A 23,449-nucleotide genomic window follows, 5' to 3' on the forward strand; every position below is an offset into this window, starting at 1 on the left:
AGGTGGGGGAGGGGGTGTAATCCTAACCATCACACCTCTCATCGGGGCCTTCCTTTTGATTCCGGTGTACCTCGTTGGGGTAGAGAGAAACAAAAGGGTGTAACGTTATGAATTCTCTTGCGGTCTTCATCTTGGCGTTCGCCCTCTGGCTCTCCAAGGGGCTCTACCTGCGCCCCATAGTAGAACGCCTGAGCATGCGGACGAACGAAATAGCCGCTTACTGGACTGTTGTCTCGATCTTTGACGTAGTCCTCGCAATTTTCGTGACACTCCTCTGTCCAAATGTTTACTTCCTCCGCTGGAGCTTTCCGGTCAGGGACTTCCTAATCCTGTTCGCCTTCGCCGTTCTCAGCTTTCTACCTGCCATTGGGGAGTTTCATCGCTTTCTCAACCCGCAGTCCAAAGAAGAGAGGGAAATGGTGGAGCTAATCCGGAAGGCGAGCTTTATCCAGCTTGCGGTTCTTCAAATCATAAGCGCCGTCCTCCCTGAGGAGCTCGTCTTCCGGTACGTCTTCTTAGGCCTCCTCTCGCTCTGGAATCCCTTTGCGGGCCTAATCGCTGTCTCCATCTTCTTCGGTCTCAGCCACAAGTTCTCCCATCCGGAGAGGGGCTGTGGGATGCTCGTTTCCAACGTCCTCACGGGCTTCGTGCTGAGCCTTGGCTATCTCTACACAAAAAGCGTGCTCGTTGTCATGGCGATCCACTGGCTCGGCAACATGATTCCATGGGCGCTGATAAAGTATGAAAGGGCGAGAAAAACGCTCACTGCGGCGATTGTTCTTCTCGCTGTGGTGCCGCCAATTGCTTTCTGGGACGAACTCAGGACAGTCTGGGACTACCTCAAGGGAATTTACTCGCCAGATGGTCTGCTGTGGGGCGTTGCCATAGGTGGAGCGATGCCTATCATGGCTTACGCAGGAGTTAAGTTGAGAAAGAAAAATAGCACTAAAGCCTCTGAATGACCATCACCGTCTTTTCTCCTTCCTCTCTAACCCCAAGCGCGATGTTCTTTCCGAGCGCCTCCATCCAGCCGTTCTCCCAGAGCTCTTTCTTCCAGAGGGGCTTTCCGTCAAAGTCGAGCTTCAAAACGGCGGCCTTTCCCCCAAGCTCTCCTCCGACGAGGATGCCGTCCTCTTCCTGCAGGATAGCGGTTGCAGTGCCCTCTCCAAGCGTTACCTCCCACGAGATTCCCTCTCCAACCAAAGCGACCCAGAAGTCCCTGCCCTTGTAGCCAGCAATTAGAGTTCTGCCGTCCAGCTTCGTCATGCTGAGGGCGATTCCTTCTGTGAGCTCCCTTTTGCCGGTTAGGTTACCCTCACCGTTAAAGTCAAATGCTGTAACCCTCCATCCCTCTTCCTTCACGCTCCCGATAAGGGTAAGGATGTCTTTCCTTCTGAGGAGGCCGCCAAACACAGCGTCTTTCCACGGGCCGAGCGTCCTCGTCCAGATAGGATTCCCCTCTCTATCAACCTTCATCAGGAAGAGGCTTCGCCCATTCTCGTCTGATGCTTCACCGCCGAGCAGAAAGCCGTCCGAGAGGGAGAGGATTGAATAAACGCACTCGTTTCCAAGGATGCGGTACTTCCACTCCCAGAGAACTTCGAGGTCTTCATTAATCTTTGCGAGGTATGCTTTCCAGTTCCTGCCGCCCTCAGGAGTTGCGATTCCTTCAACCGCTCCTCCGATGAGGTAGCCGTCGTCGAGCTTTGTTACGCAGTGCCCTTCCCAGTCGTTCTTGCCTGAGAGGAATTTCACTTCCTTTATTTCCTCACCGCAGAGCTTTGCCAGCATTATCCTGTAGTTCTTTCCGTCATGGACGCTTCCAACAATTAAATCTCCGGCGAGGGCAACAGGAACCGTTTCGACGCCGAAGGAGTAGGTTCTCATTTCAACACCCCAAAATTACCACACAAAAAAGTTTTTAAGGTTATCCCCGAGTTTGGTTCCGGTGGGCTTCGTGAGGGAGGACCTCGCCATAGTTCTGGTCGCCATAGCCGTGGCTCTTTTCTTTGCCCCCGCCCTGCTACTTGGGCCGGTTTACTTTGCGTTCGCCTTCCTATACCTCGTGAGCCTTTATCTGGCGGAACGGTGGGGTCCCCGATGGCTTTCCGAGGCTGTATCTATCCTCTTTGCCCTCGTGCTCGCTCACCTCATGATGGAGAGGCTCGGGAGGTGGGACTGGAGGCTGTTCACTATCTTCACCGTTCTCGTGACGGTTTCAGCAATCAGGAGGCTGAAAAATGAAGGTAGCTCTAATCCCGATGCGCGTTGAAGTTGGAAACTTCGAGGCCAACTGGCGGGAGTTTAAGAAACGCTTTAAGGAGGCCCTGGAGCACGGTCCCGACTTTGTAGTCTTCCCCGAGTACTACCTTATGGGTTTTCGAGAGTGGGACTTCAGTGGGGCGGAGCTTTACAATGAGATCGTCAGAAGGGTAAGCACTCTTGCGAGGAAATACGGCGTCTACGTTATCTTTGGCCTCCTTGAGCCCTACAAGAACTGCACCTACAACTCTGCCCTGCTGATTGGCCGCGATGGGAGGGTTCTCCTCAAGCACCGCAAGTTCCAGGAGCCGATGGAGTTCTGCACCGGCAACACCGTGAAAACAGCTCAAACGGAGTTCGGCAAAGTTGCGATAATCATCTGCGGCGACCTCTACAACAAGAGGATAGTGAAGTGGATTCGGAGAAAAAGGCCTGACTACATCTTTGTGCCTATGGAGTACTCCCCAGAGGGTGGAGAAATCGCCGTGGAGGACATCGAAGCGATGTCTGAACGTGTTAGGCTTTTGGGGGTTAGGACGTTTATCGTTAACGCTCATTCGCCTGGTGGAGCATGGGTCTTTGAGGGGAACGGAGAGCTCCTAGCCCAGAGCCGTGGGGAAGAGATTTTGATCTACGAACTTGGAAAAGGATAGAAAAAGAATAGTTCATCCGCTGTTGCCGTGTCCCTGCGGTCCGCTCTGTCCACCGGTCTCCATCGGGCTGTTGATGATCTCCTCGTACTCCTCCTTGCTGAGAACCTGCGGTTCGTAGGTTACGCCGTAGTTCTTAAGGGTGCTAACGAAGGATCTTAGGTGGTTCCTTGAGCCCATCATGAGGTTTTCATAGATGGTTATGATGTCTATCTTGTTTGTCTGGGCTATTCTCTCCTGGAGGTCAACTATGTCTGTCTCCTCTATGAGCGCTCCGACTTTCAGGGCGTCGATCTGGCTCTTCATGCCCATCTCGATGAGCTGGTCGTACAGTGCCTGGAGGTCAGGATTCTGGAATTCGCCTATTCCCCTATTTGCCGTCGGATCAGTGAGGTTGTACTTCTCGAGGAGCAGTCTTACAGATTCAACGTGGGTGCTCTCGCTCTGGGCTATGTTGTTGAAGATGGGAAGTCCCCACTTCTCGTAGAGCTTGACGTAGACGTCATGGGCCAGCTTTTCTTCTTCGACCATGTAGAGGAGGCCCGCTTTCTCCTCCTCCGTCAGTGGTGCCGCTGGGAGGGAGTTTATGTAGGACTGTAAATCACCCACCGCAACGGTCCCGTTTAAGTCCGTGACTATTGTTATCGTGTCCGTTGGAGTTGGGCTTTCTGTGGAGGTCGTTGAAGTCTCTGTTGTGCTGACACACCCTGCTGCGAGAACGCTCAATACAAACATCCCCATCAGGAAAAATGCGTAAATCTTTTTCATATTATCACCTATTCGGGGAGTTGTTCCCTAGACTTCCCAAAATGGTATCTATTCCGAGGTTCATAAATACATTTTGGTTCTTCCATGGATATGAAATAAAACTTTGCTTCGAAAGGTTTATTTCACATTCTGCGAGTTGCTCTTGGGATATCATGAATCCAAGGTTCGTGTCCGGCAGAGTTGCCTTCTCAAGGATGCCGACGGAAAGAGAGCTGGACGAGGTAGCGAAGAAATTCGATGCCATCGTTGTCCTCGTCGAAGAGTTTGAGCTCCCCTATTCGCTGGAGGAATGGAAAAAGCGCGGAGTTGAGGTTCTTCACAGCCCGATTCCTGACTTCATGGCGCCGAGCATCGAACAGCTCTTTGAAATCCTCCGCTGGATTGAGGAAAACACTGCGGAAGACAAATGCGTTCTTATCCATTGTATGGGTGGCTCCGGCAGGAGCGGGACGGTGGCAACCGCGTGGCTGATGTACTCTCAAGGCCTGTCCCTTCGTAAAGCCCTTTCGAGGGTGCGCTCACTTAAACCAAGCGCCGTTGAGACTCGGGAGCAGATTGAAGTCCTGGAGAAGCTTGAGGAGCTCCTCAGAAACCGTTGAAGCTCACTACCTCCTCAAGCTTTTTCCTCTCATATTTCGGCTTCGGGTCTGCCGGATATCCAACGGGCAGGATGACCTGAAGCTTGTAGTCTCTGGGGGCGTTCAAAAGTTCCTCGACAGGCTTCGGGTTGGGCGGTGTGTATGTTACCGTCCCGAGGCCCAGCTCTTCAAGTGCTAAAAGAAGATATCCGACTGCTATCCACGTTGATTGGAGCCAGTAGGGGGCCTTTGTGTGGCCGAAGACCAGTATTAGGTATGGAGCCTCGCTTAGGAAAGGTTTCTCGGGCGAAAAGCCCTTATCGGTGAGCCAGACCATCAAATCTCCTGAGACTTTCTTGTAGAACTTCTTCTCTTCTTCCTCGCAGAGCTCCCTTATCCTTCCCTTGAGCCACTCGTCGTCTATTACAACAAAGCGCCATGGTTGGGCGTTCATTCCGGATGGAGCTTCCTTTGCAGCCTCGAGGGCTTTCATGATTGCATCAAGTGATGGTTTATCCGGTAGGAACTGCCTCACAGTCTTTCTCCGCTTTGCGAGCTCAAAAACTCTCATGCCACCACCGTAGGGGTTAGGAGAACGGAGATAAAAACCTTAGCCTCAAACGTAGAAAACCATTCCATCATATGCGACCAGAACTTTGTTGCCCCATCTTTTGCGGACGTACTCCGTGAGTTCGAGGAAGGGCAGGTTTTTGTGAGATATGTGGCTGAGAACGGTTCTCTCGGTAAGCTCAAGCCCGATTTCAGCGCCCTCATCAACGTTGTTGTGGTAGGGATCATCGAAACCTGGGGGATAAGTGGCGTCAACGATGGCCAGCCTCAGTGGGGCCTTTTTCTCCAGAACCTTCCACGTCTCCTCTGGAAGTCCCTTTGTGTCGTAGAGTATTGCAACACTCTTTCCGTCCTCCTCGATTAAATAACCGAGAGTTTCGACCTGGTGATTGAGCTTTAGGGCAGTGATCTTAAGCGTGTCGATTTTCAGAGTATCGCCGGGCTTTATGAAGTTCGGTTGCAGGTTTTTGGGGTCGTTGAGTATCAGCGCATCCGCGTGTCCCTCCGGGGCGTATAGGGGCGTCTTCAGTGCCATCCAGCGTAGCTTGTAGAGGCCGTAGATGTGGTCGTGGTGCCAGTGTGTCAGGAAAATGGTCGCAAGGGGGACGTTGAGATGGTCTCTTATGTCCGTTCCAACGTCGAAGAGGACGGCTTTTTTGTTCTCCGTGATTATTGCCACTGTAGAGGGCTTCCTCTGGGCGAAGCCAAAGTTCCTCGCCTCGTTGCATGAGGAGCAGGTGCAGAGGTGAGCCGGAATTCCCTCGCTCCCGCCGGTGCCGATAAAGTAGACTATCATCCCACCACCTATTTTACGGTCGTGAAATAACTCCCTTATAAGGATTACCACCAACTCTAATCCATGAGGTTCATCGCCGACATGATGCTCGGTCGTTTGGCCCGCTGGTTGAGGCTCTACGGCTACGATACACTCTACGGAATCGAGAATGACAATGAGATACTCAGGATTGCCTTGGAGGAGGGGCGTATAATACTCACGAGAGATTTCGGTTTGGCCGGAGTGGCGAAAAGGCTCGGCGCAGAAGTGATTCTTATCCACTCAAACTCACTTGAGGGGCAGGTTAAGGAGCTCAAGGAGCATGGGCTGGAGTTCAAAGAGCTCCTTCCCGCCAACGCGAGATGCCCGAAGTGCAACGGGCTAATAAGGTCGATTCAGAAAGAGAAAATCAGAGACAAAGTTCCGTCGAGCGTTCACGCGAAGTACGACGAGTTCTATATCTGCGAGAGCTGTGGTCAGATATACTGGCCGGGAAGGCAGTGGAAGGAGATGCTGAAAATCGACGGAAGGCTGAGGAGGATTTAAAAACCTCCTCCCTAACTCGGTTTGGTGAGCAAATGGAGTGGAGCGAGTGGGAGCCATTCTACCTGAGAATCATTCGGGAGATGGGATATTCCATTGAGAAGGACCGCGAAGCAGCCCAGATACTCCGTGCACTTCTTCTTGAGGGAGATGAGTACATCCTGAAGGAGGAACTCGGGGCGATTATCGATAAAAAGGTCTATATCTTTGGCGCCGGTCCGAGCCTCGAGGAGGCCTTAAAGGAGTTTGACTTCTCCGATGGGACGCTCATAGCGGCCGATGGGGCAACTTCCGCACTGCTTGAGTTCGGCTTGGTTCCAGACATTGTCGTCACTGACCTCGATGGGAGGATCTCTGACTTGAAGATAGCCAACGATAGGGGGGCATTTATGGTAATCCACGCCCACGGAGACAACATCGATAAGATGAGTGTTTACGTGCCCATTTTCAAGCGAATCCTCGGAACGTGTCAGACCGAACCTCTGGACATCGTCTACAACTTCGGTGGCTTCACCGACGGTGACAGGGCGGCTTTTCTGGCTGAGGCCTTGGGGGCCGAGGAGGTAGTCCTGGTCGGCTTTGATTTCGGTGAAACGGTCGGCAGATGGAGCAAACCTGATCTGAAGGAGCACTCGCCGGTGTGGGAGAGCAAGCGAAAGAAGTTCACCTTTGCGAAGGAGCTGCTGGACTGGTTGGCCAAAAATGGAAAAGCGAAGATTATCCGGTTCTCCGTCTCAGGTGGGGGAGGATAACTTTTTTATATTTTCGCTCATCAAATCTCACCCTTTAGAGCGGGATAAGGATTTCTGAAAGTCAGCTCTTTAATGGGAAAGCGTTACTCTTTTAAAACCTTAGAGAGATACCATAACTTGTGATGAAGCGCTCAGTTACAGTGAAACTACAACCCTCAAAAGAACAGGAAAAAGCGCTCTTTGAGTTAGCTTATGCAACAGCCGTAATCTGGAACAAGCTCAACTATGAACGACTAAAACAATTCAAAGAGTTCGGTAAAATAGACTTTTTGGGGACTCAACAAGAGGCATATTATCAGTTTAAGGACTGGATTGGTGGCTCAACAGTCCAAACTCTTGCCAGAAAGAATGCCGAAGCGTGGAGAAGCTTTTTCTCCATCAACAGGAAGAAAAAGTCAGGAGAATTACCAGAATGGTTCAAGCCGAAACCACCGAAATTCATCAGGGAAGAAAACAGTAGAAAACTGTTCATTATTCCTCTGAGAAACGACCAGTATCGGATTGATTGCAACGTCATAGAGTTAAGACGGCTCGGAAAGTTCGGGCGTTTAAGGATACAGTTCAAGGGCAGGATTCATTTGAGGGGAAAGCAAGGACGCTTAGAAATAGCCTACAATCCCGTAAAGCGAAAATGGTATGCTCACATTAGCTTCACGGTAGAAGAGAGATTGTGGGAAGAAAGGTGGGTTAAAGTTCCGAGGGAACCGTTAGGAACTCTCTCAGCGGGCATTGACTTGGGAGTAAACAACTTAATGGCCGTTTACGTCGAGAATGGTGAAAGCTTTCTCGTGAACGGTAGGCCTCTGAAGAGCATAGCCTTTTACTGGCGAAAGAAAATAGCTGAGTATCAGTCCAAACTCAACAAGTCGGGAGCTAAAAAGAGCAGGAAGCTCAGAAAGATGCATGAGAGGGCTAAGCTTCAAGCGAGGCATTACATTAACACTGCCGTGAGGCAAACTGTGGAAAGGCTCTATCATCTTGGAGTTTCAAGAATAGTCGTCGGTTACCCGAAAGGCATCAGTAGGGACTCTGATAAAGGCAGAAAACAGAATTACCTACTCTCCCACGTCTGGCGTTTTAACTACGTCATAAAACGCCTTAAAGAGGTTGCTGAAGAGTATGGTATTTCTATTGTAGTTGTTGATGAGGCTTTTACTTCTCAATCCTGCCCTTTCTGCGGCCAACGCCATCCAAACGGGAGGATTTTCAGAGGTTTGTTTAAGTGCCGTAGAGAGGGTGTTGTTATGAACGCAGACCTTGTTGGAGCCTTCAACATTTTGAAGAGGGTGGTAAGAACCATAACCCCGAGCCTCTCTGCTTTGTCGGGAGGTAGGGGTAATGGGGGGAAGGCCCTCCCCGAGGGGCTAAAAAGCCCACCCTTGTTAGGCTTTAATGAAGCCCCTCAAACCTCCCTGCCTTTGGCGAGGGGTTAATTCGTTGGAACCTGGCTAAGGCGGGGAGGAGGTCAGACTGCTCCCCTCAGAACCGTCCACCCATTGAAAACTCGAAAAATCCTCCGATTGTCCTGAATGTTAAAAAAGAGGGACTCAAACGAGGTCCCTCAGCTTCTTCACCTTTCCTGCCTTTATCTCAAGGTAACCGAGCTTCTTCAGGAGGCGAAGGATTTCTTCCAGAGCCTTCGGCGAATAGTTTATCACGAGGGTTCCCTTCTCGGTGGGTATGGCCATCGGTGAAACCCTCACGAAGCCCTTCACCAGATCCTCCTCGGGAACCTTCTCGTTTTCGAGGGCCTTGAGGATTTCCCCTGCGAGAATAGCCCTGCCGATTAGCCCGAAGTAGACCTTTAGGAGGTAGTCCTCGGGGAAGTACCTGGCGGCGAGCTTTCCGAGGGTGTTTATCTTGCGTATGTCGAGCTCGAGAATCTCGAACTCGTACTCCATGGTCAGGTCGGTGAAGGCGAACTGCTTGGCGATTTTCTCGGTGCTCTCCGGGTTGTGAACGAGGTTGAAGGGGAACTTAAACTCAAACCTAAGCTTGGTGATATCAACACCCTCTTTGAGCTTTATTATCCCGTCGCTGTACTCTATCGCCTCGTTTCTCGTGAGCTGGTCGAGGATTTCAGCGACCCACGGGCCCTCCTGGATGAGCGTCTCGAATCTCTCGCCAACCTTTATGTGCTCCAGAATGTGGTTCAGACTCTCCTTGAAGGACAGAAAACCTTCTTTGAGCGCTTCCCTGTCGGCTCCTTCCATGACGTCTATCTGAGCACTTATCTCTTCAAGTGTTCCCTCGAGAAGATAACCTACGAAGCTCTCGAAGCTCAGTCTCTCATGAAGTTCGAACTTGATACCTTCTCTCTTGAGGTCTTCCAGCAGCGACCTTTTGACCGCCTCGTTCTTCGTGACGAACCTCATTCTATCACCGAACGGGAAACGATTAAAAGCCTTATAGGTTTTTGGTTTCTGGAGGTGAGGATATGAGCGAGAGGCAGTACCTCCTCGACAAGACTCTTGAAACATGGAAGGGTAAGAGGGTGGCCCTAGCCGTAAGCAACGAGCACTCCTTCACGGGAATACTCGAAGACTTCGACGAGGAGGTTATCCTCCTGAGGGACGTCGTGGACATAGCCGGAAACAAGGCCAAGGCGTTGATAGTTAAAATCGATGACCTTAACTGGATAATGCTCCTGTGAGGGGATACTATGAAGGCCGTAGCATTTGTTGGCTACAAAAAGAGTGGAAAAACGGCGACGGTTGAGGCGGTCGCGAGAGTTCTGAAAGAGCGCGGTTACAGAGTTGCGATAGCCAAGAGCATGCATGCAGATTTTGACAAAGAGAACAGCGACACCTGGCGCTTCTCAAAGATTGCCGACGCTGTCATCGTGAAGGCCCACGACACCGATGCGCTCCTCTTCAGGGCCAAGGACATAAATGTCCTCTTTTCAATGGTCAACGCCGATTTTCTTCTGCTGGAGGGCTTTAAATCGGTGCAGCACTTGCCCAGGGTCATCTGCGCCAGAGACGCCAAGGACGTCCTCGAGCTCAGCGATGGTCTAGCGATAGCGGTGAGCGGGGTCATAGCCGAGAGCGGAATTGACGAGGTTGATGGATTGCCGGTTATAAACGCCCTCACCGAGCCCGAGAGGCTCGCCGACCTCGTGGAAAAGCGCGCCTTCATGCTGCCCAATATAGACTGCAGGATGTGTGGGTACAAGTGTGCCGAGATGGCGAGGATGATTGTCAAAGGCGAGAAAACGCTCAACGACTGTGTGGTTCTCAGCTCAAAGCCGAAGGTCACCGTTAAGATAGACGGCCAGGTTCTTCCGATGAAGGACTGGGTACAGGAGCTCGTCGAGAAGACGATTAAGGGTATGCTCTCGGCCATGAAGGGCTACAGAGGTGGGAAGAAGATAGAGATAATCATAAGGGAGGATTGAACCTTTTGAAGTCTCCCAAATCCCACACTTTCGATCCTCTTCCCTCAACATTCTCTCTTCTTTGACTATATTCGCCATCAGTCCGTAATGCTACCCACAATTTCAACCGGAACTTCCCGCACTTTCTCTCCCTCAAGCACAAAAGCCCTGTAGTTCCCATTATCATCAACTATCAGCCACACAACTGGCCAGAGCCTCATACCAGGCAGATCATGCCCGCTCGGCCTCGGCGGGCACTTCAAGTGTGAGTGGAAGATGCCGACGACTTCAAGTCCCCTTTCTTCTGCCTCATCTATGGCCTGCACCATCTCAAGGGGCTCCATTTCAAATCCCGTGGATGAGTTCAGGCGATTGGTGATGAAGCGAATTTCTTCAACAATAGCCTCCTCTTGTTCCTTCCTCCCAAATAGGAAGCCGCATATTTCGATTTCGGATTTCCTTGCCGTCTCGATAATCTGCTTTAGATTTCCTTGTCGAATCGTTAACTTCATGTTCGAGAATATGCCCGTTAAGCTTATAAATTTTGGACGAGTGACAGGATTTTGCGGTGGTAAAATGAAATGGGCCCTCACCCTCCACGGTGGCAAGAACCCTGGCGAAAGGATTGTTTTCCACGCTGAAACCGCCGACGAGGCCAGAAGGGTCGCGGTCAGGGAACTGAAGCGGAAGGACGCGAGGGTTTTCGAGCTCGAGAAGCTTGAGTGAATTCTATGTGGTTTTCTTTCTTCTTACTCTTCCCCACGCTGATGCCCACATTTGGGTCCCTTGTAAGTAATAGGCACCAATGCTCACTTTCGGCTGTGGTTTTCCGTTCATTGACGTTCTCAATTGTGCAGCAATGTTTTTAAAAAAGGTCAAAATTTTCTATCACTCTCAGTGATATATTGGGGGTGACCTCATGCTGGCGAGGATAGTCTACTACCGGGCAAACACCCTTCCGGAGGAGCTCGTTATTGCAGTTAACAGCATCGAAAAGGCCGAGAAGATTGCAAAGGAGAAGATGGAAGAGTTTAAGGCCGTAGACTTCGAAGTCGAGATGATAGCTTAGTCTCATCCTCCGATTTCTATCACATCGACGTTGATTAGCAGCTCTTTAAGCTTGGTAGCTATCTCTTGGCCGCCCCGTTCGAGCGGGCGAGCATGACGACGTCCTCGTATTTGAGACCAGCTTTTGGGCATGCTCAACAGCACGCTACCATGCAACTGCTTCCTTGGCATTTTCTAAACCGAACAGGATGAGCACCAGTCCAGTTAGCGTCGCGGCAAAGTAGACTTTGATGCTGACGAAGTGCATCGGGATTGCGAGTATCAAAATCAGTCCGGCGGTTTTCAGTATCGTCTGTTCGGTCATCTCGGCAAGCACATCGAGGGTCTTGTAGAGGTAATAGAGCGAGAGCGCCTGCAGGAACAGGAAGACCACGTGAACGCCGTTGTAAACGAGCGGGCTCGTTTCAATCGGGGTTATCCCAAGCACTTTCGCCCAGCCAGATATGCCCAGGAATATCTTTGCCACGTAGAGCGGCACAGAGAGGAGGAAGGCAGCTATCGAAAGCCTAACCGCGCGGCCGAGCTCTTCCCTGCCGAGCTTTTCGAGCGCTCCCCTAAGAAGGAGCAGGCCCACTATAGTGGGGGGGTAGAGGTACATCATGAGAATTAGAGTTAGCCCATAGGCTCCCTGGAGCTTTCTTATTACTTCCATAGCATCCCCAGAAAAGATGGTTTCAAAAGGTTAAAAGGTTAGAGGCTGGGGCATCGGCCCCTCGCCCCGCGTGAACTATCGTTCACTGGCTCACGCGCCGCGTGAGTGCTTGAACTGCTCCTGTATCTTCCTGTAGTGCTCCATGGTCTCCTTACTCACGCTGGGGCCTATCTTCTTCAGCGCCTCCTCGAAGTCGGCCATTGTAACCTTGACCCTTTGCCTTATCTCGTCCGCCTTCATTCCAGGCTTGATGACTCCCTCCTGGAGGGCCTTCCTCATGGCGAGCATGGCAGCCTCCCTGACCACTGCTGCGATATCGGCTCCAGTGTAGCCCTCCGTTCTCCTGGCGAGCTCCTCGAGGCTGACATCCTCAGCGAGCGGCACGTTCCTGGTGTGCACCTTGAATATCTCCAGTCTGGCCTTCTCGTCTGGCGCTGGCACGAGTATCAGCCTGTCGAACCTTCCGGGCCTGAGCAGGGCTGGGTCTATGATGTCTGGCCTGTTGGTTGCAGCAATGACAACCACACCGCTGTTCTCGGCTATGCCGTCCATCTCGGTGAGCAGCTGGTTGATGAGCCTGTCGGTGACCCTGTTCACGTCAGTGCCGCGGCGCGGGGCTATTGCGTCGATCTCATCGATGAATATCACCGTTGGAGCTGCCTGCCTTGCCTTCCTGAATATCTCGCGGATGTTCTTCTCGCTCTCGCCGACCCACTTGCTGAGCACCTCTGGACCCCTGATGGCGATGAAGTTGGCCTCGCTCTCAGTAGCGACGGCCTTGGCGAGGAGCGTCTTACCGGTTCCCGGAGGACCGTAAAGGAGTATTCCCTTCGGTGGGGTTATGCCCAGTCCGAGGAAGGCCTCCGGGTACTTGAGCGGCCACTCGACAGCCTCTTTGAGTTCCTGCTTAACATCTTCAAGGCCACCGATGTCGTCCCAGCGGACGTTCGGGACTTCGAGGAGCACCTCCCTGAGCGCTGACGGCTCGACCATCTTGAGGGCCTCGTAGAAGTCCCTCTTGGTGACCTTGAGCTCCTCTAGGACCTCCTTCGGTATGTGCTCAGCCTCGAAGTCTATCTTGCCCTCCTTGATGAGCCTCCTCAGAGCGGCCATCGCTGCCTCTCTTGCCAGCGCTGCCAGATCAGCTCCAACGAAGCCGTGGGTCTTCTCAGCGAGCTCCTCCAGCAGGTCGTCGATGAGCTTGACCTTGACCTCATCGTAGAGCCTCTCATCGAGCTCCCTGAGTATCTCCTTGGCTTCCTCCTCAGTCTTGGCCTTCTCGACTCTCTCGATGGCCCTGTCGATGACGTCTCTGAAGCGCTCGTCACCACGGAGGTTCTCGAGTATCTTCTTGACCTTGCTGACCCTGAACTCTGGCTCGATTGGCATCCCTCTGGTGTGTATCTGGAGTATCTCTTTCCTGCCCTGCTTGTCCGGCACACCCACCTCAAGCTCACGGTCGAAGCGTCCGGGCCTCCTTAGAGCAGGGTCTATCGCATCGGGCCTGTTGGTAGCGGCAATGACTATGACCTTTCCGCGGCTCTTGAGGCCGTCCATCAAAGTCAGCAGCTGGCTGACAACTCTCTTCTCGACTTCGCCGTGGGTCTCTTCTCTCTTGGGAGCAATTGCATCAATCTCGTCTATGAAGATTATCGCTGGGGCGTTCTCCTCTGCCTCCTTGAATACCTCTCTGAGCCTCTCCTCGCTCTCGCCGTAGTACTTGCTCATTATCTCCGGCCCGTTGATGGCTATGAAGTGAGCGTTAGCCTCGTTGGCGACGGCCTTAGCGAGGAGCGTCTTTCCAGTTCCAGGTGGACCGTAGAGGAGCACACCCTTCGGCGGCTCGATGCCGAGCTTCTCGAATATCTCCGGGTGCTTGAGCGGGAGCTCTATCATCTCCCTGACCTTCTGGATGACGTCCTTGAGGCCGCCTATGTCCTCGTAGGTGACGCCGAGTGCTGCCGTCTTGCTGACCTCCTTGACGGGCTTCTCGCTGACGGTGAAGTCGGTGAACTCGGTTATCTGGACTATACCAGCTGGAGTGGTCGCGGTGACGACGAAGGTGAGCTCCTGACCTAGTATACCTACCTTGATGTAGTCTCCCCTGACGACTGGCCTACCGACGAGCCTGCTGTGGAGCCACTCAACGAAGTCGTGTCCAAAGCGTATCGGCTCGGTCGGGGCAACTATGACCTTCTTGGCTTCCTTGACCTCTGCCTTTCTGACAGTAACCTCGTCGCCAAGTCCAACTCCAGCGTTCTTCCTGATGGTTCCATCCATTCTGATGATGGAAAGTCCCTCGTCCTCTGGGTACGCTGGCCAAACGACCGCGGCGGTGTTCTTGGTTCCGATGATCTCGATGATATCACCCGGCTGGACGCCAATCTCGCGCATGGCTTTCCTGTCTATCCTAACTATCCCTCTTCCAACGTCGCGCTGATATGCAGACGCGACCTTCAGCTTAGCTTCCCTTTTTTCGGCCATTATTTACCACCTCCAACTTTTCATGACCGATGATCTTGATTTTTGCAGCTTGATTTTATCTGGGGTTGCAGGGGGCGGAGCCCCCTCAGGAGTTTAAGGAAAGGCGGGGTTGTGGGGCGAAGCCCCACTACGGGGGGTTTGATGGTAGAGGAAGATAAGGGGGTGCCCCCTTGCCTTCCCTTAAAACGAAAGCGTCACTCAATCTTAACCTCGAAGCCCTCTCCTTCCTTCTTGGTCGGGTGCTTCTTTGGAATCCTGATTTCAAGGACGCCGTTGTTGTACTTGGCCCTGGTCTTCTCTGGGATGACTTCCTCTGGGAGCCTGATGATTCTCCTGTAGCCGCTGTAGTAGCGCTCGATCTTTATGGCTCCCTCGCGCTCAAGCTCCTTCTCGCGCCTGACCTGGGCCTCGATATAAACCGCATCTTCGGTGACCCTGACCTTGATGTCCTCCTTTCTGACTCCTGGAAGCTCAGCGGTGATGACGAACTCGTCGCCCCTGTCGAAGATGTCAACGAATGGCTCCCTCCAGACCTCGCTGGTAAGCTCTTCGTAAGCTGGCCCCTCGCGATGGCTCCAGAGCCTTGGCCCGCGCATGAAGTCCCTGAATATTGCGTCAATCTCCTCCTGAATCTCTCTCATTATGTCGAACGGGTCCCAGTAGGGGCGGTCCCTCCTCCAGACCACCGGCACCACCCCCTTCACCTTTTGGTTACCAGTAGTAACTAAAAAAGAAGAGTTTATAAAGTTTTGTGTCTTTTAGTGTGCATCGGTGACTAAAACCTGCTTCATTCTTTGGTTTTCTTTTCCTTGAACCTCACAATGGGCGCGTTCCAGACGAGCTTGGTGGGGATGGTGACGGTCTCTCCGTCGTCCCCAATTAGAACGATGTTCGTGGCGTTTATCTCCTTAACGACGCCCTTGTAGCCCTTTAGGTTCACGTAGTCACCTATCTCGAAGGGCCTCACTGCCGATATCCAAGCCCCTGCGGCTATGTTGTTCAGCATGTCGTGCAGTCCAAAGCCCATGAGGATGCCGATGAAGGCGGTCACGCTTATCGTCAGGCCCTCAATCTGGTAGCCCAAGTAACTTAAAGCTGTAAAGATTGAGAACATGACTCCTACAACGACGACAAAGTCCTCGAGGAAGTCGAGGATGAGGTCGTGGATGTTAAACCTGTTCATGGATTTCCTTATGCTAATTCCTATGATCTTTGAGATTAGAGAGCCAATCACGATTATGAGGATTGCATAAATCAGCTTTTCGAGTTCCATGGGATTTCCCTATTTTAGGTTGTTCCTGCGCCTTTTAAGGTTAGAGCTCCAGAACAGAGTTAGGCTCGAGGGCCTTCGCCTCGTAACCCAGACCCCCCAGTATACGGGCGAACTCCCCGGCGAAACCATAGACTGTGAAAATTCTCTCGGGCTTTACCCTCTCCACTATCTTCATCAGCTCCCAGAAATCCGCATGATTGCTCAGCTTCAGCCTCCCAAAGCCCGAAACAGTAAGCTCCCACGGTGAAAGAGAGTTCTCAACCCTTGGCGAGCGATAGGAGCGAAGCACGATATCGCCATCCCCCTCGATGTTGCGAAACTCGATTCCGAACTTCGCATAAATCCGAGCGACCTTCACTATCTCCCTAGAGGCTTTCACAGTATAGCCATGAACGTCGAGTATCTTCATGACCTCCTGGGCCTTTCCCATCTGGTTGACGTAGAGGGTCGGCCTCTTTCCCCGGTCTAAAGCCTCCTCCACGAAGGCCACCAGCTTTTTCTCGGCCTCTCGCGGGGATGGGAACGTGAACGAGGGAACCCCAAAGGTAGCTTCGATTATGAGAACGTCGGCCCTCGGAAAGTGGCTCTTTTCGGCGGTTCTCAGCTTGAACCACTTGGTGTCGCCGGTATAGAAAACCGTCTCTGTGTCCAGCCAGAGCTTTATTCCCGCCGAGCCGAGCATGTGGCCTGCTGGATAGAGCCTGGCTTTGTACTCGCCGAGGTAGAAGGTCTCTCCAAACTCGACCTCGCGATAGAAGCCGCCCTTACGGAGGTGGCTGAGGAACTTTGTCGCTTTGGTGGCGAAGATAACCTCGCCGCTCACGAAATGATCTGTATGCGCATGACTCTGGAAGGCAATCTTAGCCGAACTGTCGAGGCCGAGGTTCCGTATTATCATTACTTGAATAAGTGCCCGAAATCCTTATTTAGCTTCGTTTCGATAGTAATCTCGGTGTTGAGATGGTCACCTACATACTCGAGACGCGTGAACTGACCAAGTTCTTCGGCAAAAGAAACGTCGTCTATCATCTTAATCTCAAGGTCCCTAAGGGGGCTGTCTACGGCTTCCTAGGGCCGAACGGCGCCGGAAAGACCACCACCATAAAGATGCTGACCGGTGCGCTCAAGCCGACCTACGGCGAGATAAGGATTTTCGGCCTTGAGATGCCGCGCGAGAGGGTCGGAATAATGAAGCGGGTCGGCTACATGCCCGAGAAGCCCCTGGCTTACGAGGACATGACCATCTTCGAGTTCCTCACCTACATGGGGCGCCTGCTCGGCCTTCCAAGGGGAGAAGCCATTAAGCAGGCCCGTGAGCTGATGGCCTACACCGGAGTTGGTAAACTCGCCTTTAACAAAATCAAGGAGCTATCTAGCGGCCAGAGGCAGCGTGTCAGCTTCGCCGCGTCCCTTCTTGGCGACCCCGAAATGCTCATCCTTGACGAGCCTACCAGCAACCTCGACCCGCTCGGCAGAATGGAGTTCATCGGGAAGATTCTTGAGCTGGCAAAAGTCGGCAAGACGATATTCATTAGCTCACACATAGTTAGTGAGATAGAGAGGATGTGCAACTACGTTGGGCTCATCAAGGACGGTCAACTCATAGAGCAGGGCCGCGTGAGGGATCTGGTGAACGTTGAAAGCACTGACTACGATGTCATCGTCTCGGACAATACCAAGCTCCTTGAATTCCTGAAGGGGCAGGTTTACGTGCGCGAGGCATGGAAGGAGGAAGGGGTTCTCCGGGTGAAGCTCGACGAGCGCTTTGCCGAGCGGTTCTTCGAGGAGGTTCCAGCTTTCCTCGCCCGCGAGAAACTCGCCCTTAAGCTCTTCAAGCCCCACACCAGTCCGCTGGAGAGAATCCTCATGAAGCGCTTCAATGTGGGGTGGAAAGGATGAGCGAGAATGCTGCAACAAGCGGGAGGGGATTGACGAAGAGCGGCTTCTGGATTATTTTCGAGACTGAATTCAGGAGGCACCTTCGCTCAAGGAAGCTCAAGGTGCTCTTCGTTGTCACGTTCTTTCCGACACTCATTTACCTAATAAGCCCGAACGCTACTGGAACGGGCGTCGATGCTATGCAGAAAGCATTCCAGGCCCTTATGCTCGACCTCGTACCCAACTACTGGCTCGGAATAATCGGCCAGCTACTCGCGATAATCCTCATGAGCGACCTCCTCGCGAGCGAAATCGACCGGGGCACGATAAGACTACTCCTTGCGCGTCCAGTTCGCTTAAGCGAGGTCGTAACGGCAAAATTCTTGGCAGGGATGAGTTCCCTGGCGGTTCTCTTTGGAGTTCCATACTTAATAATCTGGCTCTACAATCCTGTCGTTTACGGTACAGGAATAGAGGGGCTGTGGAAAGGTCTTTCCGACTTCGCCCTCATCCTAGGGGCGACGCTACTGGTTCTCGCGGCCCTTGGAGCCCTTGCAATGCTGGTTTCTGTCATTGTCACGAGGCCGCTCTACGCTTCCATAGCTACTTTCGGTCTCGTTTTCCTCCTGCAGTTCCTTCTTCCCCAGATACCCTACGTGAAAAACTCTGAGCGCTATACCCTTGGCTATCAGACGGTCGTGCTGCTTAAGTCAGGATTCGATAAGCTTAATCTCACTGATTTCCATGGAAATCCTGCCCATACGGCACTCTTCTTTGGAGCTGCTACCGTTCTTCTCCTGCTGCTAGCGTGGGCTGTTCTCCTCCGGAGGGAGTTCCCTGAGTGATGGACAATATATCCAACATCAAGTTTGATCTTTCGTTATGTAAAAGCTTTTTATAGTCGCTCGCCCAAATAAGGGCAGGTGGTAGGCATGACTTTCGATAAGGAGAAGCTCAAGGCCATTAAGCAGGCTGAGGAGGAATGGGAGGAGAAAGTTGTCAAGCCTCTCATAGCGAAGAGGCCGGAAAGAAAGGAAAAGTTCATGACGGATGATGGCTTCGAGATAAAGCGCGTTTACACACCTGCTGACCTCGGAGAGGACTGGGACTACCTTGAGAAGCTTGGCTTCCCTGGGCAGTATCCGTTCACGAGGGGCGTTTACGGAACCATGTATCGCGGCCGTTTCTGGACGATGAGGCAGTACGCAGGTTTTGGAACGGCGGAGGAGAGCAACAAGCGCTACAAGTATCTCCTCAGCCAGGGACAGACGGGTTTGAGCGTCGCCTTTGATCTGCCCACTCAGATAGGATATGACTCCGACCACCCGATGAGCGAGGGTGAGGTCGGAAAGGTCGGTGTTGCCATCGATTCTCTCTGGGATATGCGCATACTCTTCGATGGAATCCCGCTCGATAAGGTCTCAACATCGATGACGATTAACTCAACCGCCGCCAACCTTCTCGCCATGTACATTCTCGTCGCCGAGGAGCAGGGCGTTCAGCCCCACCAGCTCAGGGGAACCGTTCAGAACGACATTCTGAAGGAGTACATAGCCAGGGGAACCTACATCTTCCCGCCGCAGCCGAGCATGAGGCTCACCACCGATATCATCATGTACTGCGCCGAGCACGTGCCGAAGTGGAACCCGATTTCGATAAGCGGCTACCACATTCGCGAGGCTGGGGCAAACGCGGTTCAGGAGGTCGCGTTCACTTTGGCGGACGGTATAGAGTACGTTAAGGCCGTCATAGACAGGGGCATGGACGTTGATAAGTTCGCCGGAAGGCTGAGCTTTTTCTTCAACGCCCACAACAACTTCCTTGAGGAGATTGCCAAGTTCAGGGCCGCGAGAAGGCTCTGGGCCTACATAATGAAGGAGTGGTTCAACGCCAAGAACCCGCGCTCAATGCTCCTGCGCTTCCACACGCAGACGGCAGGTTCAACGCTCACCGCCCAGCAGCCAGAGAACAACATAGTCCGCGTTGCTATACAGGCCCTCGCGGCTGTCCTCGGCGGAACGCAGTCACTTCACACCAACTCCTACGACGAGGCTCTGAGCCTTCCGACCGAGAAGAGCGTTAGGATCGCCCTCAGGACCCAGCAGATCATCGCCTACGAGAGCGGCGTCGTTGATACGATAGACCCGCTCGGCGGTTCCTACTACATCGAGTGGCTCACTGACCACATCTACGAAGAAGCTTTGAAGTACATCGAAAAGATCCAGAAGATGGGCGGCATGATGAGGGCCATTGAGCGCGGTTATATCCAGAAGGAGATAGCGGAGAGTGCCTACAAGTACCAGAGGGAAGTTGAAGAGAAGAAGCGCATCATCGTCGGCGTCAACGAGTTCATCGTGGACGAGCCGCTGGACGTCGAGATACTCAAAGTCGACCCGAGCATCAGGGAGAAGCAGATAGAGCGCCTTAAGAAGCTCAGGAGCGAGCGCGACAACAAGAAGGTCGAGGAGACTCTCGACAAGCTCAGGAAGGCGGCAGAAACCGAGGACGAGAACCTCATGCCGTACATCATCGAGGCCCACAGGCACCTCGCGACCCTTGGAGAGGTCACCGACGTCCTGCGCGAGGTTTGGGGCGAGTACAGGGCGCCGCTGATATTCTGAATTTCGCCTTTCCTTTTTCTCATCCCGCCCTTCAGAAAACCTTAAAACCCCACGAAAAAGCTTAAAAAAGGATAGGTCAAGCAACGTTAGACATCACGATAACCTCGGGAGGGATTGTGAATGGCGAGAAACAAGCCGCTTGCAAAGAAGCTCAGACTTGCCAAGGCTGCGAAGCAGAACAGGCGTGTTCCGGTCTGGGTCATCGTTAAGACCAACAGAAAGGTCATGACCCACCCCAAGAGGAGACACTGGAGAAGGACCAAGCTTAAGGAGTGAGGTGATGTAGATGCCGATTAAGTCGGGAGACGAGGTCATATTCACCGTTCCGATTAGGAAGGTTAAGAAGAGGGTTCCGCGCTGGAAGAGGGCCCCCAGAGCGGCTCGCTTCGTCCGCGAGTGGATAGCGAGGCACGCCAAGGCCGAGGAGGTCATCATCGACCCGGCCGTCAACGAGAAGCTCTGGGAGAGGGGCACTGAGAAGCCGCCCAACAAGCTCCGCGTTAAGGTCAAGGTCGAGGAGCAGGACGGCAAGAGGGTTGCCTACGTCAACCTTGCCGACTGAATTCCTTTCCTTTTAATTCCCACGAGGTGACGAGATGCACATCGAAAGACTCGATTTTGAGAATTCGCCGTACCTCGGTGTTTACGGTACCGCTACGGATAGGGTAGCCCTTATCAGGGAGGGTCTCGGAGAGAGGAAGCTCGAGGTTCTCCGCGAGGTTCTCAAGGTTCCGCTCATCGAGACGAGCATAATGAAATCCAGGATAGTTGGCGTATTCGCCGCCGGCAATTCCAACGCGATAGTTGTCCCCTGGTACATCTGGGACGCCGAGCTCGAGCACATCCAGAACGAACTCAACGAACTCGACATCGACATGAGGATAGAGCCCTTCCAGAGCACGCTTACAGCCTTCGGCAACCTGATCCTTGCCAACGACAAAGCCGCACTCATAAGCGTCAAGTTCACCCGAGAGGAGGCAAAGAAGCTCGAGGACATACTCGGCGTTGAGGTCGAGAGGGGAATGATAGGCGACTACCACGCGGTTGGCAGTGTGGGTGTCGTCACCAACAGGGGCGGCCTCGTTCACCCAGAGGCCACCGATGAGGAGCTTGAGTGGCTCCGCGACCTTTTCAAGGTTGATATATACGTCGGAACCGCCAACATGGGCGTTCCCTTCGTCGGCTCGTGCATGCTGGCGAACTCTCACGGTGTCGTTGTCGGACACCTCACTACTGGACCCGAGATTGTGAAGATTGAAGAGGCTTTGGGATTCCTTGACTGAGGGAGGTGTGAGGAATGGACGTTAAGGTCTTCCGCGTTAAGGGTGTGTTCGAGAGGCTCGGAAAGAAGCAGCCCTTCACCAAGGAATACAGGGCTCTCAAGCAGGAGCACGTCAAGGAGCTCGTTTACTCTGAGATAGGCAGCAAGCACAGGGTTCCGAGGGCCAAGATATGGATTGAGAGCATCGAAGAGATAAAGCCGGAAGAGGCTGAAGACCCCGTCGTCAGGAAGCTCAGCCTCGAGCTCTGATTTCTTTTCTACTTCTCCCTCCAGCCGAGAACCCTCGACTGGTAGTGCCTTTTTGGAAATATCTCCAGGGGGTCGATGCCCTTCTCGCGGAGCAGGTGTCTCAGCTCGACCTCGTAGTCCGCCTTCTGAAGTTCTTCGCTCTCTCTGATTTCAACGATAAACAGCCATTCCGTAAGCTCTCTTATCGTCTTGTAGCCGAGGCCGAGGAGCGGTCTTATGTATGCGACGCCAAACCTGTCCTCCAGCGAGCGGGCCTTTGGGAGGTCGAGGAACGGAACTCTGTCGTCTCTCCTCGTACCGTCGCTCACTCTCTCGACTTCAGGCATGGAGGCTATAGCTTCCAGGGCTTTTTCGTGGATGAATTGGATGGCATTGTTGGGATGACCATCCTTAATTGCCATCTCCGCCGCTTTCTCAAGCACTTCCCTCGGCAGATAAAGAACCTCATGCTCGAAGCCGAGGGTTTGGGCGGTTTCCTTTGCGTATCTCCAGTTGTCGAGCAGGCCGAAACTCACCGTTACAAGTCTAACCTCGTAGCCGAGTCTCGTTAGAATCCACGCAGCTAAGCTGGAATCCTTCCCGCCGGAGTAGAGATGGTGGACTTTCATTGTTTCACCTCATGCTTCCCACTATGACGAGAGATTTAAAGGTCTTGGGGTTTAATTAGGGGACGTACAAACTTTGATGAATCTCTATCGAGCAACTTTGCAAAGGCGAAGTTTGCTAGGCAACCTTTAAAAGCCAAACTTTTATAAAGCCTTCAGCCTACGGCGAGAGGCCTTAGAGGTGAGAGAGATGGAGAAACGCTTACCCGGAAAAGTGAGGCGAGCCATTCGCGCTAAATATTACGACATCGAGCCCAGAGCCTGGATAGGCAAGAGAGGGCTCGATGAGAGCGTTATAAGTGAGATTAACACCCAGCTCGAGAAGGACGGCATACTCAAGGTCGAGATCAGGAAGGGTGCTCTCATCAGCACAGGCATGGAAAGAAGGGAGCTGGCAGAGAAGGTGGCCGAGCTCACCGACAGCGAACTCATCGAAGTCAGGGGCAAAAGGTTTATATTGTTCAAGCCGAGAGAGGGGTGGGAAAAGTATTTAAGGAAGCTCCAGAGAAAGGAGCTTTCGAAGGAAAAGCGGGAAGAGAAGCCCGTTAAGAAAGTCAAGCTCGACATCGCTCAATTCAGGAGGAAATTCAAGAAGGGGAGGGATTGAAGGATGGCTACGGTTTATGACGTTCCTGGTGATTTGCTCGTCGAGAGGGTTGCCCAGAAGCTCAAGGAGATAGAGGCTATAAAGCCGCCCGAGTGGGCCCCGTTCGTCAAGACCGGCAGGCACAAGGAGCGCCTTCCAGAGCAGGAGGACTGGTGGTACTACAGGGTTGCCAGCATCTTCAGGAAGATCTACATTGACGGGCCGGTCGGAATTGAGAGGCTCAGGACCTGGTACGGTGGAAGGAAGAACCGCGGTCACGCCCCGGAGCACTTCTATAAGGCCGGTGGAAGCATTATCAGGAAGGCCCTCCAGCAGCTTGAGGCTGCCGGCTTTGTTCAGAGGGTCCCCGGCGAAGGAAGAATCGTCACCCCGCAGGGACAGAGCTTCCTCGACAAGATTGCCACCGAGCTCAAGAAGGAGCTTGAGGAGCAGATTCCGGAGCTCAAGAAGTACTGA

Annotated in this window: 32 protein-coding genes; 20 read left to right on the plus strand and 12 right to left on the minus strand. The window is 52.9% G+C overall.

All coding sequences use genetic code 11. The annotated features are described in order from the left end of the window. The first annotated feature begins 107 nt into the window (after positions 1–107). Positions 108–962 carry a CPBP family intramembrane glutamic endopeptidase gene (locus E3E26_RS07995; protein ID WP_167900827.1) on the plus strand — a complete coding sequence of 285 codons (855 nt, stop codon included), beginning with the start codon at positions 108–110 and terminating at the stop codon, positions 960–962. On the opposite strand, the gene E3E26_RS08000 is transcribed toward E3E26_RS07995, so the two are convergent. Next, the gene (locus tag E3E26_RS08000) at positions 946–1,887 is read right to left on the minus strand and encodes a hypothetical protein (RefSeq protein WP_167900828.1); all 942 of its coding nucleotides are present in this window, start codon (positions 1,885–1,887) and stop codon (positions 946–948) included. The genes E3E26_RS07995 and E3E26_RS08000 overlap by 17 nt on opposite strands. A gap of 61 nt (positions 1,888–1,948) precedes the next feature. Between E3E26_RS08000 and E3E26_RS08005 the strand changes: the two genes are divergently transcribed. Together E3E26_RS08005 and E3E26_RS08010 are read left to right on the plus strand one after the other, a co-directional pair. Then, positions 1,949–2,272, plus strand: a complete 324-nt coding sequence (locus tag E3E26_RS08005; protein ID WP_370520105.1) for a hypothetical protein — start codon at positions 1,949–1,951, stop codon at positions 2,270–2,272. Beyond that, the gene (locus E3E26_RS08010) at positions 2,241–2,915 is read left to right on the plus strand and encodes a carbon-nitrogen hydrolase family protein (protein ID WP_167900829.1); all 675 of its coding nucleotides are present in this window, start codon (positions 2,241–2,243) and stop codon (positions 2,913–2,915) included. The genes E3E26_RS08005 and E3E26_RS08010 overlap by 32 nt, the downstream gene beginning before the upstream one ends. A gap of 12 nt (positions 2,916–2,927) precedes the next feature. Here the strand turns inward: E3E26_RS08010 and E3E26_RS08015 are convergent, their stop codons facing one another. After that, positions 2,928–3,680, minus strand: coding sequence for a DUF2202 domain-containing protein (locus E3E26_RS08015; protein ID WP_167900830.1), 753 nt, complete (start codon positions 3,678–3,680; stop codon positions 2,928–2,930). Positions 3,681–3,874: 194 nt separating this feature from the next. On the opposite strand from E3E26_RS08015, the gene E3E26_RS08020 reads away from it, so the two are divergent. After that, on the plus strand, positions 3,875–4,279 hold the full coding sequence (locus E3E26_RS08020; RefSeq protein ID WP_240911695.1) for a dual specificity protein phosphatase family protein: 405 nt from the start codon (positions 3,875–3,877) through the stop codon (positions 4,277–4,279). Here the strand turns inward: E3E26_RS08020 and E3E26_RS08025 are convergent. Beyond that, entirely contained in the window at positions 4,266–4,829 is a 564-nt protein-coding gene (locus E3E26_RS08025) for a nitroreductase family protein (RefSeq protein ID WP_167900832.1), read from the minus strand. The genes E3E26_RS08020 and E3E26_RS08025 overlap by 14 nt on opposite strands. 45 nt (positions 4,830–4,874) lie before the next feature. Next, positions 4,875–5,624: an MBL fold metallo-hydrolase gene (locus tag E3E26_RS08030; RefSeq protein WP_167900833.1), complete on the minus strand. Its 750-nt coding sequence runs from the start codon at positions 5,622–5,624 to the stop codon at positions 4,875–4,877. Between the two features lie 63 nt (positions 5,625–5,687). Here E3E26_RS08030 and E3E26_RS08035 point away from each other — a divergent pair, with 63 nt between their 5' ends. The 3 genes from E3E26_RS08035 (at position 5,688) to E3E26_RS08045 (ending at position 8,331) form a co-directional block, all read left to right on the plus strand. Then, a complete protein-coding gene (locus E3E26_RS08035; protein ID WP_167900834.1) occupies positions 5,688–6,149 on the plus strand; it encodes a Mut7-C RNAse domain-containing protein in 462 nt (153 codons plus the stop codon). Positions 6,150–6,181: 32 nt separating this feature from the next. After that, the gene (locus E3E26_RS08040) at positions 6,182–6,898 is read left to right on the plus strand and encodes a 6-hydroxymethylpterin diphosphokinase MptE-like protein (RefSeq protein WP_167900835.1); all 717 of its coding nucleotides are present in this window, start codon (positions 6,182–6,184) and stop codon (positions 6,896–6,898) included. Between the two features lie 122 nt (positions 6,899–7,020). Then, the gene (locus E3E26_RS08045; RefSeq protein ID WP_167900836.1) at positions 7,021–8,331 is read left to right on the plus strand and encodes an RNA-guided endonuclease TnpB family protein; all 1,311 of its coding nucleotides are present in this window, start codon (positions 7,021–7,023) and stop codon (positions 8,329–8,331) included. Between the two features lie 114 nt (positions 8,332–8,445). Here the strand turns inward: E3E26_RS08045 and E3E26_RS08050 are convergent, their stop codons facing one another. Beyond that, on the minus strand, positions 8,446–9,273 hold the full coding sequence (locus E3E26_RS08050; protein ID WP_167900837.1) for a hypothetical protein: 828 nt from the start codon (positions 9,271–9,273) through the stop codon (positions 8,446–8,448). 62 nt (positions 9,274–9,335) lie between these two features. On the opposite strand from E3E26_RS08050, the gene E3E26_RS08055 reads away from it, so the two are divergent. Then, positions 9,336–9,551: an LSm family protein gene (locus E3E26_RS08055; protein WP_167900838.1), complete on the plus strand. Its 216-nt coding sequence runs from the start codon at positions 9,336–9,338 to the stop codon at positions 9,549–9,551. A gap of 9 nt (positions 9,552–9,560) precedes the next feature. Next, the gene (locus E3E26_RS08060) at positions 9,561–10,295 is read left to right on the plus strand and encodes a molybdopterin-guanine dinucleotide biosynthesis protein MobB (RefSeq protein WP_167900839.1); all 735 of its coding nucleotides are present in this window, start codon (positions 9,561–9,563) and stop codon (positions 10,293–10,295) included. Between the two features lie 77 nt (positions 10,296–10,372). On the opposite strand, the gene E3E26_RS08065 is transcribed toward E3E26_RS08060, so the two are convergent. After that, positions 10,373–10,786, minus strand: a complete 414-nt coding sequence (locus tag E3E26_RS08065; protein ID WP_167900840.1) for a M67 family metallopeptidase — start codon at positions 10,784–10,786, stop codon at positions 10,373–10,375. A 64-nt stretch (positions 10,787–10,850) separates the two neighbouring features. Between E3E26_RS08065 and E3E26_RS08070 the strand changes: the two genes are divergently transcribed. Both E3E26_RS08070 and E3E26_RS08075 read left to right on the plus strand, forming a co-directional pair. Continuing rightward, positions 10,851–11,000 (plus strand): hypothetical protein, encoded by a 150-nt coding sequence (locus E3E26_RS08070; RefSeq protein WP_167900841.1) that lies wholly within the window; start codon positions 10,851–10,853, stop codon positions 10,998–11,000. A gap of 193 nt (positions 11,001–11,193) precedes the next feature. Then, positions 11,194–11,343, plus strand: coding sequence for a hypothetical protein (locus E3E26_RS08075; RefSeq protein WP_167900842.1), 150 nt, complete (start codon positions 11,194–11,196; stop codon positions 11,341–11,343). 144 nt (positions 11,344–11,487) lie between these two features. On the opposite strand, the gene E3E26_RS08080 is transcribed toward E3E26_RS08075, so the two are convergent. The 5 genes from E3E26_RS08080 to E3E26_RS08100 all read right to left on the minus strand — a co-directional run bounded on the left by E3E26_RS08080 (position 11,488) and on the right by E3E26_RS08100 (position 16,649). Then, positions 11,488–11,994 (minus strand): transposase, encoded by a 507-nt coding sequence (locus E3E26_RS08080; protein ID WP_167900843.1) that lies wholly within the window; start codon positions 11,992–11,994, stop codon positions 11,488–11,490. 90 nt (positions 11,995–12,084) lie between these two features. Further along, positions 12,085–14,478, minus strand: coding sequence for a CDC48 family AAA ATPase (locus E3E26_RS08085; RefSeq protein ID WP_167900844.1), 2,394 nt, complete (start codon positions 14,476–14,478; stop codon positions 12,085–12,087). 194 nt (positions 14,479–14,672) lie between these two features. After that, positions 14,673–15,164: an Hsp20/alpha crystallin family protein gene (locus E3E26_RS08090; protein ID WP_167900845.1), complete on the minus strand. Its 492-nt coding sequence runs from the start codon at positions 15,162–15,164 to the stop codon at positions 14,673–14,675. A gap of 101 nt (positions 15,165–15,265) precedes the next feature. Continuing rightward, on the minus strand, positions 15,266–15,751 hold the full coding sequence (locus tag E3E26_RS08095; RefSeq protein WP_167900846.1) for a mechanosensitive ion channel family protein: 486 nt from the start codon (positions 15,749–15,751) through the stop codon (positions 15,266–15,268). 40 nt (positions 15,752–15,791) lie between these two features. Continuing rightward, positions 15,792–16,649, minus strand: coding sequence for an MBL fold metallo-hydrolase (locus E3E26_RS08100; RefSeq protein WP_167900847.1), 858 nt, complete (start codon positions 16,647–16,649; stop codon positions 15,792–15,794). A gap of 62 nt (positions 16,650–16,711) precedes the next feature. Between E3E26_RS08100 and E3E26_RS08105 the strand changes: the two genes are divergently transcribed. The 7 genes from E3E26_RS08105 to rpl18a all read left to right on the plus strand — a co-directional run bounded on the left by E3E26_RS08105 (position 16,712) and on the right by rpl18a (position 21,781). Further along, positions 16,712–17,650 (plus strand): ABC transporter ATP-binding protein, encoded by a 939-nt coding sequence (locus E3E26_RS08105; protein ID WP_167900848.1) that lies wholly within the window; start codon positions 16,712–16,714, stop codon positions 17,648–17,650. Then, positions 17,647–18,474 (plus strand): ABC transporter permease, encoded by an 828-nt coding sequence (locus E3E26_RS08110; RefSeq protein ID WP_167900849.1) that lies wholly within the window; start codon positions 17,647–17,649, stop codon positions 18,472–18,474. Before E3E26_RS08105 ends, E3E26_RS08110 begins: the two co-directional genes overlap by 4 nt. Positions 18,475–18,561: 87 nt before the next feature. Next, positions 18,562–20,250 carry a methylmalonyl-CoA mutase gene (locus E3E26_RS08115; protein ID WP_167901018.1) on the plus strand — a complete coding sequence of 563 codons (1,689 nt, stop codon included), beginning with the start codon at positions 18,562–18,564 and terminating at the stop codon, positions 20,248–20,250. A gap of 120 nt (positions 20,251–20,370) precedes the next feature. Further along, positions 20,371–20,526: a 50S ribosomal protein L39e gene (locus tag E3E26_RS08120; protein WP_010477181.1), complete on the plus strand. Its 156-nt coding sequence runs from the start codon at positions 20,371–20,373 to the stop codon at positions 20,524–20,526. A 10-nt stretch (positions 20,527–20,536) separates the two neighbouring features. Further along, positions 20,537–20,812 (plus strand): 50S ribosomal protein L31e, encoded by a 276-nt coding sequence (locus E3E26_RS08125; RefSeq protein ID WP_167900850.1) that lies wholly within the window; start codon positions 20,537–20,539, stop codon positions 20,810–20,812. Positions 20,813–20,846: 34 nt separating this feature from the next. Continuing rightward, on the plus strand, positions 20,847–21,533 hold the full coding sequence (locus E3E26_RS08130; protein WP_167900851.1) for a translation initiation factor IF-6: 687 nt from the start codon (positions 20,847–20,849) through the stop codon (positions 21,531–21,533). 14 nt (positions 21,534–21,547) lie between these two features. Further along, positions 21,548–21,781 (plus strand): 50S ribosomal protein L18Ae, encoded by a 234-nt coding sequence (gene rpl18a, locus E3E26_RS08135; RefSeq protein ID WP_167900852.1) that lies wholly within the window; start codon positions 21,548–21,550, stop codon positions 21,779–21,781. Positions 21,782–21,789: 8 nt separating this feature from the next. Here rpl18a and E3E26_RS08140 read toward each other — a convergent pair whose 3' ends face one another. Further along, entirely contained in the window at positions 21,790–22,389 is a 600-nt protein-coding gene (locus tag E3E26_RS08140) for an asparagine synthase-related protein (RefSeq protein WP_167900853.1), read from the minus strand. Positions 22,390–22,576: 187 nt separating this feature from the next. Here E3E26_RS08140 and E3E26_RS08145 point away from each other — a divergent pair, with 187 nt between their 5' ends. Continuing rightward, complete coding sequence (locus tag E3E26_RS08145; RefSeq protein WP_167900854.1) at positions 22,577–22,993, plus strand: YhbY family RNA-binding protein; 417 nt, start codon at positions 22,577–22,579, stop codon at positions 22,991–22,993. 3 nt (positions 22,994–22,996) lie between these two features. Next, the gene (locus tag E3E26_RS08150; protein WP_167900855.1) at positions 22,997–23,449 is read left to right on the plus strand and encodes a 30S ribosomal protein S19e; all 453 of its coding nucleotides are present in this window, start codon (positions 22,997–22,999) and stop codon (positions 23,447–23,449) included.

Origin of the sequence: Thermococcus sp. LS1 (assembly GCF_012027395.1) — an archaeon.
Lineage (GTDB): Archaea > Methanobacteriota_B > Thermococci > Thermococcales > Thermococcaceae > Thermococcus.

Bases quoted from the DNA above. Each gene is read 5' to 3' on its own strand.
- E3E26_RS07995 (WP_167900827.1), top strand. From the start codon at position 108: ATGAATTCTCTTGCGGTCTTCATCTTGGCGTTCGCCCTCTGGCTCTCC.
- E3E26_RS08000 (WP_167900828.1), bottom strand. From the start codon at position 1,887: ATGAGAACCTACTCCTTCGGCGTCGAAACGGTTCCTGTTGCCCTCGCC.
- E3E26_RS08010 (WP_167900829.1), top strand. From the start codon at position 2,241: ATGAAGGTAGCTCTAATCCCGATGCGCGTTGAAGTTGGAAACTTCGAG.
- E3E26_RS08015 (WP_167900830.1), bottom strand. From the start codon at position 3,680: ATGAAAAAGATTTACGCATTTTTCCTGATGGGGATGTTTGTATTGAGC.
- E3E26_RS08020 (WP_240911695.1), top strand. From the start codon at position 3,875: ATGCCGACGGAAAGAGAGCTGGACGAGGTAGCGAAGAAATTCGATGCC.
- E3E26_RS08025 (WP_167900832.1), bottom strand. From the start codon at position 4,829: ATGAGAGTTTTTGAGCTCGCAAAGCGGAGAAAGACTGTGAGGCAGTTC.
- E3E26_RS08030 (WP_167900833.1), bottom strand. From the start codon at position 5,624: ATGATAGTCTACTTTATCGGCACCGGCGGGAGCGAGGGAATTCCGGCT.
- E3E26_RS08035 (WP_167900834.1), top strand. From the start codon at position 5,688: ATGAGGTTCATCGCCGACATGATGCTCGGTCGTTTGGCCCGCTGGTTG.
- E3E26_RS08040 (WP_167900835.1), top strand. From the start codon at position 6,182: ATGGAGTGGAGCGAGTGGGAGCCATTCTACCTGAGAATCATTCGGGAG.
- E3E26_RS08045 (WP_167900836.1), top strand. From the start codon at position 7,021: ATGAAGCGCTCAGTTACAGTGAAACTACAACCCTCAAAAGAACAGGAA.
- E3E26_RS08050 (WP_167900837.1), bottom strand. From the start codon at position 9,273: ATGAGGTTCGTCACGAAGAACGAGGCGGTCAAAAGGTCGCTGCTGGAA.
- E3E26_RS08055 (WP_167900838.1), top strand. From the start codon at position 9,336: ATGAGCGAGAGGCAGTACCTCCTCGACAAGACTCTTGAAACATGGAAG.
- E3E26_RS08060 (WP_167900839.1), top strand. From the start codon at position 9,561: ATGAAGGCCGTAGCATTTGTTGGCTACAAAAAGAGTGGAAAAACGGCG.
- E3E26_RS08065 (WP_167900840.1), bottom strand. From the start codon at position 10,786: ATGAAGTTAACGATTCGACAAGGAAATCTAAAGCAGATTATCGAGACG.
- E3E26_RS08070 (WP_167900841.1), top strand. From the start codon at position 10,851: ATGAAATGGGCCCTCACCCTCCACGGTGGCAAGAACCCTGGCGAAAGG.
- E3E26_RS08075 (WP_167900842.1), top strand. From the start codon at position 11,194: ATGCTGGCGAGGATAGTCTACTACCGGGCAAACACCCTTCCGGAGGAG.
- E3E26_RS08080 (WP_167900843.1), bottom strand. From the start codon at position 11,994: ATGGAAGTAATAAGAAAGCTCCAGGGAGCCTATGGGCTAACTCTAATT.
- E3E26_RS08085 (WP_167900844.1), bottom strand. From the start codon at position 14,478: ATGGCCGAAAAAAGGGAAGCTAAGCTGAAGGTCGCGTCTGCATATCAG.
- E3E26_RS08095 (WP_167900846.1), bottom strand. From the start codon at position 15,751: ATGGAACTCGAAAAGCTGATTTATGCAATCCTCATAATCGTGATTGGC.
- E3E26_RS08100 (WP_167900847.1), bottom strand. From the start codon at position 16,649: ATGATAATACGGAACCTCGGCCTCGACAGTTCGGCTAAGATTGCCTTC.
- E3E26_RS08105 (WP_167900848.1), top strand. From the start codon at position 16,712: ATGGTCACCTACATACTCGAGACGCGTGAACTGACCAAGTTCTTCGGC.
- E3E26_RS08110 (WP_167900849.1), top strand. From the start codon at position 17,647: ATGAGCGAGAATGCTGCAACAAGCGGGAGGGGATTGACGAAGAGCGGC.
- E3E26_RS08115 (WP_167901018.1), top strand. From the start codon at position 18,562: ATGACTTTCGATAAGGAGAAGCTCAAGGCCATTAAGCAGGCTGAGGAG.
- E3E26_RS08120 (WP_010477181.1), top strand. From the start codon at position 20,371: ATGGCGAGAAACAAGCCGCTTGCAAAGAAGCTCAGACTTGCCAAGGCT.
- E3E26_RS08125 (WP_167900850.1), top strand. From the start codon at position 20,537: ATGCCGATTAAGTCGGGAGACGAGGTCATATTCACCGTTCCGATTAGG.
- E3E26_RS08130 (WP_167900851.1), top strand. From the start codon at position 20,847: ATGCACATCGAAAGACTCGATTTTGAGAATTCGCCGTACCTCGGTGTT.
- rpl18a (WP_167900852.1), top strand. From the start codon at position 21,548: ATGGACGTTAAGGTCTTCCGCGTTAAGGGTGTGTTCGAGAGGCTCGGA.
- E3E26_RS08140 (WP_167900853.1), bottom strand. From the start codon at position 22,389: ATGAAAGTCCACCATCTCTACTCCGGCGGGAAGGATTCCAGCTTAGCT.
- E3E26_RS08145 (WP_167900854.1), top strand. From the start codon at position 22,577: ATGGAGAAACGCTTACCCGGAAAAGTGAGGCGAGCCATTCGCGCTAAA.
- E3E26_RS08150 (WP_167900855.1), top strand. From the start codon at position 22,997: ATGGCTACGGTTTATGACGTTCCTGGTGATTTGCTCGTCGAGAGGGTT.